This window comes from Kitasatospora sp. NPDC056138 (assembly GCF_042264695.1).
GTDB lineage: Bacteria > Actinomycetota > Actinomycetes > Streptomycetales > Streptomycetaceae > Kitasatospora.
Map to the genome: position 1 here is coordinate 115,976 of NZ_JBHJVK010000016.1, position 8,701 is coordinate 124,676.

Annotated in this window: 8 protein-coding genes; 5 read left to right on the forward strand and 3 right to left on the reverse strand. The window is 75.1% G+C overall.

Annotated features, from left to right (window positions below; all coding sequences use genetic code 11):
- Nucleotides 1-275: 275 nt before the first annotated feature.
- Both ACFC1R_RS13395 and ACFC1R_RS13400 read right to left on the reverse strand, forming a co-directional pair.
- Nucleotides 276-1,877 carry an AMP-binding protein gene (locus ACFC1R_RS13395; RefSeq protein ID WP_375937501.1) on the reverse strand — a complete coding sequence of 534 codons (1,602 nt, stop codon included), beginning with the start codon at nucleotides 1,875-1,877 and terminating at the stop codon, nucleotides 276-278.
- A gap of 52 nt (nucleotides 1,878-1,929) precedes the next feature.
- Nucleotides 1,930-2,178, reverse strand: coding sequence for a phosphopantetheine-binding protein (locus tag ACFC1R_RS13400; RefSeq protein ID WP_375937504.1), 249 nt, complete (start codon nucleotides 2,176-2,178; stop codon nucleotides 1,930-1,932).
- Nucleotides 2,179-2,449: 271 nt separating this feature from the next.
- Between ACFC1R_RS13400 and ACFC1R_RS13405 the strand changes: the two genes are divergently transcribed.
- Together ACFC1R_RS13405 and ACFC1R_RS13410 are read left to right on the forward strand one after the other, a co-directional pair.
- The gene (locus ACFC1R_RS13405) at nucleotides 2,450-4,369 is read left to right on the forward strand and encodes an alpha/beta fold hydrolase (RefSeq protein WP_375937507.1); all 1,920 of its coding nucleotides are present in this window, start codon (nucleotides 2,450-2,452) and stop codon (nucleotides 4,367-4,369) included.
- A gap of 134 nt (nucleotides 4,370-4,503) precedes the next feature.
- Entirely contained in the window at nucleotides 4,504-5,250 is a 747-nt protein-coding gene (locus ACFC1R_RS13410) for a class I SAM-dependent methyltransferase (protein WP_375937510.1), read from the forward strand.
- A gap of 221 nt (nucleotides 5,251-5,471) precedes the next feature.
- Here ACFC1R_RS13410 and ACFC1R_RS13415 read toward each other — a convergent pair whose 3' ends face one another.
- On the reverse strand, nucleotides 5,472-6,188 hold the full coding sequence (locus tag ACFC1R_RS13415; RefSeq protein WP_375937513.1) for a PIG-L deacetylase family protein: 717 nt from the start codon (nucleotides 6,186-6,188) through the stop codon (nucleotides 5,472-5,474).
- Between the two features lie 195 nt (nucleotides 6,189-6,383).
- On the opposite strand from ACFC1R_RS13415, the gene ACFC1R_RS13420 reads away from it, so the two are divergent.
- From ACFC1R_RS13420 to ACFC1R_RS13430, 3 genes are all read left to right on the forward strand, one after another.
- Nucleotides 6,384-6,791, forward strand: a complete 408-nt coding sequence (locus tag ACFC1R_RS13420) for a DUF3224 domain-containing protein (protein WP_375937516.1) — start codon at nucleotides 6,384-6,386, stop codon at nucleotides 6,789-6,791.
- A gap of 181 nt (nucleotides 6,792-6,972) precedes the next feature.
- The gene (locus ACFC1R_RS13425) at nucleotides 6,973-7,332 is read left to right on the forward strand and encodes a VOC family protein (protein ID WP_375937519.1); all 360 of its coding nucleotides are present in this window, start codon (nucleotides 6,973-6,975) and stop codon (nucleotides 7,330-7,332) included.
- A 97-nt stretch (nucleotides 7,333-7,429) separates the two neighbouring features.
- Nucleotides 7,430-8,557 (forward strand): winged helix DNA-binding domain-containing protein, encoded by a 1,128-nt coding sequence (locus tag ACFC1R_RS13430; RefSeq protein ID WP_375937522.1) that lies wholly within the window; start codon nucleotides 7,430-7,432, stop codon nucleotides 8,555-8,557.
- Nucleotides 8,558-8,701 lie beyond the last annotated feature (144 nt).

The following is an 8,701-nucleotide window of genomic DNA, read 5'->3' on the forward strand; positions in this document are numbered from 1 at the left end:
TGTCCGGCGAGTGGGCCGCGGCACCGGGTCGCCCTTCACCGGGTCACCCTGCGGCGGGACTCCTGCCCGCAACCTCCCCCGCGGGCACGGGAGTCGGGCTCAAGGGTGACCCTAGCGACGGTGGCGGACCCGGCCTGCTCAGAATTGAGCGCGCACCGCCGGTCCGCACGAGCGGCCACGGCGGCCGGGCCCCGGGCGACCCCCGCGACGGCGGAACACGGCCCGGCTCGCTCCCCGAGGTCCGGTCCGCCCCACTCCCCGAGCTTCCGCCCGGCTCACTTCCCGAGGTCCGGTCCGCCGCCCGCGAGTTCGGCGATCCGGTCGACCGCCTCGGCTTTCAACAGTGCCAGATCCGTCTTCCCGTTGCCGTTGAGCGGTGCGACGGGCAGCCACCACAGGTGGCCCGGGAGCATGTAGGCGGGCAGCCGCTCGGCGAGCCGGCGGGCCAGCCCGACGAGATCGGGGGCGGGACCGCCGAGCACGTACGCGGCCAGGACGGTACCCTCCGGCGTGGCAGCCGCGAAGGCCACGGCGTCGGAACCGGTCAGCGCCCTCAGCTGGGTCGCCACTTCGGCCGGTTCGACCCGGTAGCCGTTGACCTTCACCTGGGTGTCGTTCCGGCCCAGGTGGATCAGGCCGACCGTGTCGTCGAGCCGCACCCGGTCGCCGGTGCGGTACCAGCGGCGGCCAGCGTGCGTCACGAACCGTCCCCTGTCGTTGGCCGGGTCCAGGTAGCCGCCGAACATCTGCGGACCGGTCATGCACAGTTCGCCGACGGACGGGTCCGCGCTGCCGGGTGCCGACAGCAGGAAGTACTCCATGCCCTCGTTCGGCACGCCGATCGGCACCGTCCCGCCGCCCGCTGCCCCCGACGTGGCCTCCTCGTCGGCCCCTGCCGACCCTGCCGACCCGGCCGACCCGGGCGGCTCCCAACGGTGGGCGGTGCACGCGATGGTGAGCTCGGTGGGCCCGTAGATGTTGTCGAGGGTGCTGCCGGGCGCGGCCCGGTGCCAGGCGAGTGCGGTGTCCTCGGGCAGCGGCTCGCCGCAGAAGACGGTGTGCCGCAGTCCCGGCATGCCGGCCGCCCGCAGCCGGCCCCGGCCCTGCAGGGCGCGGGCCAGGCTGGGGGTGGTGTGCCAGACCGTCAGCCCGTGGGCCCGGACGCAACGTGCCGGGTCGAGCGCCTGCAGGCGGGAGAGCGAGTGGACGCAGGATCCGCTCGCCCAGGCCATGAAGAGGTCGAACATCGCCAGGTCGAAGGTGAGTTCGTAGATCTGGCTGAAGCGGTCGGCCGGGCCGAAGGAGTACCTGGGCAACGCCGCCCGCAGGAAGGCACCGACGTTCCCGTGGCTGATCGGCACGCCCTTGGGGCGACCGGTCGACCCGGAGGTGAAGAGGATGTACGCGAGGTCCGCGGCGCTGCGCCCGGTGGGCTCGCGGTACTCCTCGGCCAGGCGGTCCGGGATCGCGCCGCCCGGTCCGCGCGGGGCCAGGACGGTCCGCAGCGGCAGCAGCTCCGCGAGCGGCCGCACCTGGGCCGCCCCCGCCGGATCGACGATCAGGGCGTCCACCCCGGCGGCCCCGGCGACGGCCAGGTTGCGGGCGACGGGGTGCTCCGGTCCGAGCGGTACGGCCGCCGCACCGGCGTAGAGCGTGGCGAGCAGGCCGGTGTACGCCTCCGGGCTCTTGGCCGCCAGGATGCCGACCCGGGTCGGTGCACCCGCAGGCGCTGCCAGGAGGGCCGCCGCCCAGGCCCGGGCCCGCAGGTCCAGCGTGCGGTAGGTGATCTGCTCGCCGGCCACGGCGAGCGCGGGTCCGTCGGGATTGCGGCGCAGGCCCGTTCGGAACCACTCGTGCAGCAGCGCGATGCTGGTCATCGGGGTCTCCTCGGTTCGGCCCCGACGAATTGGCTCCGCCCCCGACGGAACGTCAGTCGCGCAGGCCGGCCACGACGCTCCACAGGCTGCCTGCGGTGGCGAAGGTGGCGGGCACCATGGCCTCGTCGGGGAGAGTGATGGCGAACTCGTCCTCCAGGACGCCGGCCAGGGCCACCATGCCGAGGGAGTCCAGTCCGAACGCCGGCAGCGGCGCGTCCGGGTCGAGCGGCGCGTGGTCCGGCAGGCCGCGCAGCGCCGACCGCACCACGCGCTCGTACGCCGGATTCCACCGCACAGCCATCCCGGCCTTCCCCCTTCGTGCTTCGGCGGTGCCCACGGGTGCGGCAAGGCCCCCGCGCAGTGCGGAACGCAGTGCGAAAAGCCGATCCACCGGATCATTTCCCCGATTTCCCGGGGGCCGCTCCGGGCGTCGTCCCAATTGCGTGCGGCGGGTTTCACCGGCGGGTCGATAATGACGGCTTCGGGCCGAGCGGAATGCTCACTTGTGAGCAGATCCGCGGCATCCCGCGGTCAATCCTGGAGCGTCTCGCCGCAACCAGGATGAGAGGACCATGGCCCACTCCGTGCTCGTGGCCGGCACCGGCGGCGTCGCCGCGGTGCTGGCGGGCGCGCTGGCCGCCGCCACGCCCGTCCCGGCCACCCCGTCGACGGCCGCCCTGCCGACGACCACCCTGCTGACGGCCGTCCCACCCGGGCCGGCCACCGCGGGACAGAACGTGGCGGGACAGGCCGTGGCGCCCGGCGGGTTTCCGGCCGCTCTGGCGCAACTGCGGGCGGCAGAGGTCTGGTGGGTGGCTCCAGGTGACCCGGGGCCCGCCGACCTCGCGGTGGGCCGTGCGCTGTTCGCGGCACTGCCCGCACTCGACGCGCGGGCGCTGCGGGTGGTCACTGTGGGCCCGACCAGCCCTCCCGACCCGACCGGCCCCCCTGGCCCTCCCGGCTCCGACCGACTGATGCTGCTGCTGCGCGAGGCCGCAGTGGCCGCTCTGGCCGCGGGCGTGCCCTGGCTGGCTCTGCGGACCCCGGTGCCGGTGGCCCCCGAGGCGGCCGCCCTGGGCATCCCGGCGGGCGGCCCGCACCTGCTGCTGGACGCCCTGCACGCCTGGCAGGCCGACCTGGAGGAGCGCTGCCCCGGCTATCCGTCCGGGCGGGCTTTCCGCCTGGTGCTGCCGAGCGGCGCAGCCGTCCCCCTGCTTTCGTCGGCCCAGGCCGCCGAACGGCTCCGGCGCCTGGCCGAGGAGCCCGACGGCGGCCCGTTCCGGACGCTGGACGCGCCACCGGTCGGGATCGCCGGCCTGTTGCCCGAGCTCGGCGCGGCGTACGGGCTGCGGCTGGAGCCGACCGGGAGCGAGCGGGAGCTGGACGCCGTGGAGCTCTCCCTCCACCGGCGGCTCGCCCCCTTCCGGGCGTTCACCACCGCGTGCGCTGCTGCCTCCACATCCACGCACCCCTCCGCCGCTTTGCCGGGGCGCACCGGCCCGCCGCCGGGCGAGCCGCCGCCCGGCACGCACCGCGGCCTGCTCCGGGCGGTCCGCAGCGGACTGACCACCGCTGCCCGGCGGCCGGCACCGCCCGAGTCGGTGCGCTCGACCGAGCTGGGCGGCGCCGGGCTGGTGGTGCGCAGCAGCGGGCCGGCCGACGGGCCGGTACTGGTGCTGATCAACGCGCTGGGTCAGGAGCGCACGCCCTGGGCCCGGCTGACGACGCTGCTGGCGGCCGGACACCGGGTGGTGACCTGGGACGTCCGCGGCACCGGTCCGGTCCCGCGTCCGTTCACCCTCGACGATCAGCTGGACGACCTGGCGGGCACGCTCCGGCTGGCCGGGGTGGCGGCGGGCACGCCCGTCCACCTGGTCGGCTGGTGCACGGGCGCCAAGGTCGCCACGGCCTTCCAGCGGCACGGTCCGGCGGCGGTGGCCTCGCTGGTCCTTCTGAACCCGTCCTTCCGCCTGGACGGGCCCGGCCGGGAGCAGGACACCCCGTACGAGAGCAATCTCGACGCGGTCTGCCGTGCGGTGGTCCGCGCCCCGGCCCGAGCCGGACGGCTGCTCCGGCTGTTCGGCCCGTCGGCCGTCGAGGGGACGGACGGCCCGCCGGAGCCGTGGGAGGCGCTGACGGCGGTCTCCCCGGCGCTGCGCGAGTCCGTCCGGCGGCCGTTCCTGGACCGGGACTCCCTGGTCAGGTACGCCGGTCAGCTGCTGGACTTCTGGGCCTACGACAGCGCGCCGGACGCGGCGGGCGTGGACGTACCGGTGCTCTTCGTGACCGCCGAGCACGACGAGGTCGCCTCGCCCGGCCGGGCGCGGGCCGAACTGGCGCACTACCCGTACGCCCGGCATGTCGAGCTGCTCGGCGCCACCCACTACTGCCTCCACGACCGCGCCGACCTGGTGGCGCGGCTGATCGGGGGCTTCGTCCGGGACCCGGGGTGCCCCGGCGCCGACGGCGAGGAGCTCCGCTGGGAGCGATGAGGCCCGCCCGGCACCACCGGACGGACGCCACCACCGGACGGACGGCACCACCGGACGGGCGACGCCGGGCTTCCGGCCCCGCCGGACTTCCGACAGCACTGGACTTCCGACAGCAGTGGACAAGGGAGCGGACCATGAACGAACCGATGGCCTTCGACCGGGTGGCCGACGACTACGACCGGATGCGCGGCGGTCTGGAGCGCGGACGGCAGTCGGCCGCCTCGCTCCAGCGCGACCTGGTGCCCGGCCCGGTACTGGAGGTCGGGGTCGGCACCGGGGTGGTCGCGGTGGGCCTGCAGGAGCTGGGCTGGGAGGTGTCGGGGGTGGACGTGTCCGCACCGATGCTCGTCCGGGCCAGGGAGCGGCTCGGCGACCGGGTCCTGGAGGCGGACGCCCGCGACCTGCCCTTCCCGGACGCCTCCTTCGCGAACACCGTCTTCGTCCATGTGCTGCACCTGGTGGGCGACCTGGACGCCGCGGTGCGGGAGGCCGCCCGGGTGCTGCGGCCCGGCGGGCGGCTGGTCGCGGTGCACGGCATGCCCGGCGCCGGGCCGGACGAGTTGACCGCCGCCCTGGACCGGCTGGCCGTCCTCCAGCCGCCGCGCCCGGACACACCCGCCGGGCTGGCCGCGACCGGCGGCGGCGCCGGGCTCAAGCTGCTCCGGCAGGAGTACGAGCCCGAGTACGAGCGGGCGACCAGCCCACGGGAGCTGCACGACAGCCTCGCCCGGCGGCTGCCGCCGTACCTGTGGGACGTGGACGCGCAGACCTGGCGGACGGTGGTGGAGCCGGTCCTGGCGGAACTGCTCGCGCTCCCCGACCCGGACCGGCCGCGCCCGCAGGTCTGGCGGATGCGCCGGACGGTGCTGGCGAAGCCGTGACCGGCCGGGCTCCGGCCTCCGCACCCGCGCGGAAGGCCGGAGCCGGAGTCGGGACCGGAACCGGCCCCGGAGCCGGGAGAACGGGACCCCGGGCCGGCAGGTCAGTGACTCAACCGGTCAGTGACTCAGCCGGACGGCCGGTCAGCGGGTCAGCGGGTCAGCGGGTCAGCGGGTCAGCCGGCGATCTGGTCAGCGGGTCAGCCGACGACCGGGTCGGCAGGTCAGCGGGGGACCAGCTCGAACGAGATCGCCAGGGTGCCGCCGAAGCGCTCCCCGACGCTGCGGGCGAGCCCGACCAGCGGGCCCCGGACGTCGGAGACCGGGGGCACCAGCGCCCCCAGGTAGGCGGCGTGCGCCTCCAGGGAAGCGACCGCCTTGTCGACGGCGGCGGTGATGTCGACGGCGTGGGTGGCGTGCGGCGAGTTAGACATCGCCACGTAGCGCACCCCGCCCCAGGGCTCCAGGCCCAGTTCGGGGAAGATCCAGCGGTTGCCCGCGTCACCGACCGCGTCCAGCAGGGCCCGCCCGGTCTCCCGGTGGTCGGGGGTGTTCCAGCGGCCGCTGACGAAACGGTCGTGGTGGTTGAACCCGATCACCAGCTCCGGCCGGTGCCGCCGGATCGCGGCCGCGAAGTCGCGCCGCAGCGCCGGGCCGCCCTCGACCACGCCGTCGCGGTGGTCGAGGAACTCGACCCGCTCCACACCGACGATCGCCGCGCTCGCCCGCTGCTCCTCCTCGCGGACCGCTGCCGCACGCTCCGGCTCCATCCCGGCGATGCCCGCCTCGCCCCGGGTGGCCAGCAGGTAGGAGACCGACTTGCCTGCGGCGGTCCAGGCGGCGACCGCCCCGGCCGCGCCGAATTCCATGTCGTCCGGGTGCGCGACGACCGCGAGTGCCCTGGTCCAGTCCTCGGGCATGGCCTGCAATTCATCCGTCATGAACCGGAAAATAGCATCTGGCGGAATCCCCGGGAAGTCCGCGGAAGATCCGCGAGGGCATTTCCGGAAATCATTGCCAGCCATTTCGGAAAACGCTCAGTATTGAGCAGCCCGGGGTGGCGCGCGGCGGCAGGATGCCCTCGGCCGCAGCACGGCCTGGCACCGGACACGACTTGGCAGCGGAGAGGGACAGACATGGAGACATCGGCGACCAGCGTGATGACCTGGGACCCGTGGGCCCCCCAGCCGTTCGGCGAGGCCGAGGGCGGACCGGCGCTGTTCCGGGGCAGCGTGGTCAACCACTACCGCGGCGACGTCGACGGCCGGGGCACCCTGGAGTGCCTGATCAGCATCGGGACGGACGGCACCAGCGGCTTCACCGGACTGGAGCGGGTGGAGGGCCGGATCGGCGACCGGAAGGGCAGCTTCGTGCTGCGCATCGAGGGCGCGACGGCGGCCGGGCGGGCCGAGGCCGCGCTGACCGTGGTCCCGGGTTCCGGTACCGGCGAGCTGGCGGGCGTCGCGGGCGGCGGGCGGTACGTCTGCGAGAACCCGGGCCCGGACGGCCACTCCGACGTCGAGTTGGATCTCACGTTCGGGTGACGCTCCGCCATATCGCTTACCCGGCAGCCGACTGGGCCTAAGCTCGTGGACGGGCGCGCGGCCTTCCGCCGAGGGCCGCGCCCCTGCCCGGCACCGGCCGGGGCGTGCGGGGGCCGCAGTCGTGCCACGAGCCGAGGACGGGTCCGCCGCACGCGGAGCCCTCTCCTGGAAGGAAAGCACCATGCCCATTGGCGAACTCGCCGCGATCACACTGGATGCCCGCGAGCCGAAGGAGCTGGCCGAGTTCTACTGCAAGGTGACCGGCTGGGACGTCCTGTTCAGCAGCGACGACTTCACCTACGTCGGCCCGGCCGGCACGCCGCGGCTCGCCTTCCAGCGGGTCACCGACCACACCGCGCCGCAGTGGCCGGACTCCGCCAAGCAGTTCCACCTGGACTTCAAGGTCGCCGGCCTGGACGAGGCCGAGCGGGAGCTGCTGGACCTCGGCGCGACCAAGCCGGAGTTCCAGCCGGGCGGCGAGAAGTGGCGGGTCCTCAACGACCCTGCGGGGCACCAGTTCTGTATTACCGTCTTCTCCTGACGCCCGGGTCTGCGGGTGCGGTGCCGGGCCTGCGGCCGGGCACCGCACCCGCGGCCGTGTCCGGCGGCTGCCGGGTGGCGGCCGAGGAAGGAGTGCCATGCGTGGATCAGCGGCGACGGGAGAGGTCCTCGACCGGGCCCGACTCAACCGGGCCACCCTGGCCAGGCAGCTGCTGCTGGCGCGGGCCGCACTGCCGGTGCTGGACGCGGTCGAACAGGTCGTCGCGCTACAGGCGCAGGTCCCCAACCCGCCCTACCTGGGCCTGTGGAGCCGGCTGACGGACTTCCGCCGCGAGCACCTCACCGAGCTGATGGAGAGCCGCCAGGTGGTGCGTGCGACCATGCTGCGCGCCACTCTGCAGGTGATGTCCGCGCGGGACTTCCTGGACTTCCGCACACCGGTCCAGCCGGCGCTGACCAAGGCCATGCGGGGCTTCATGGGCAAGCGCGCCGAGGGCCTCGACATCGCCGCACTGACCGCCGAGGCACGCGCACTGGTCGGCGAACGCCCCAGGGGTTACGGAGAGTTGGGCGCCGAGCTGCTGGCCTCCAGGCCCAACCGGGACGCTTCGGCGCTCGCCTACATCACCCTGCGCACCCATCTGCCGGTGGTACAGGTACCGCCCGGCGGCACCTGGGGATCGGGCGCGAACGCGACGTACGCCAACGCCGACGAGTGGCTCGGCAAGGAGCCCTCCCCCGCCGCCGAGCCGGACGGGCTGGTGCTGCGCTACCTGGCGGCGTTCGGGCCCGCGAGCGTGAAGGACGTCCAGTCGTGGTCCGGGCTGACCGGGCTGGGCACGGTGCTCAAGCGGCTGCGCCCCGAGCTGCGGGTGTTCCGCGACGAACAGGGAACCGAGCTGTTCGACGTGCCGGACGGCCCGCTGCCGGACGCCGGCACCACCGCGCCTCCGCGCTTCCTGCCCGAGTGGGACAACCTTCTGCTGGCACACGCCGACCGAAGCCGGATCATCGCCGACGAGCACCGCACCCGGGTCTACCGGCCGGGCGCCCGCGTGCTGCCCACGCTCCTGGTGGACGGCTTCGTCGCGGGCGTGTGGAAGATCCGGAAGGAGCGCGGGTCGGGCGCGGTGCTGGCCGTCGAGACCTTCGGCGGCCTCGGCCGGGCGGACCTGGCCGCGGTGGAGGCGGAGGGCCGACGGCTGCTGGAGTTCGCCGAGCCGGAAGCGGCCGGCCACGAGGTCGAGGTGGCGCAGGCGGACTGATCCCGGCCCCGCCGCGGGTGTGGGGGCGGCCCGCCCCGGGGGGGGGGCCCCCCCCGCCGGGGGGCCCCACCCTGCGGGCGGGGCCGGGGGACGCCGGGGGGTGGAACTGGGCGGGGGGGAGGGGGGGGGGCCCCCGGGGGGGCG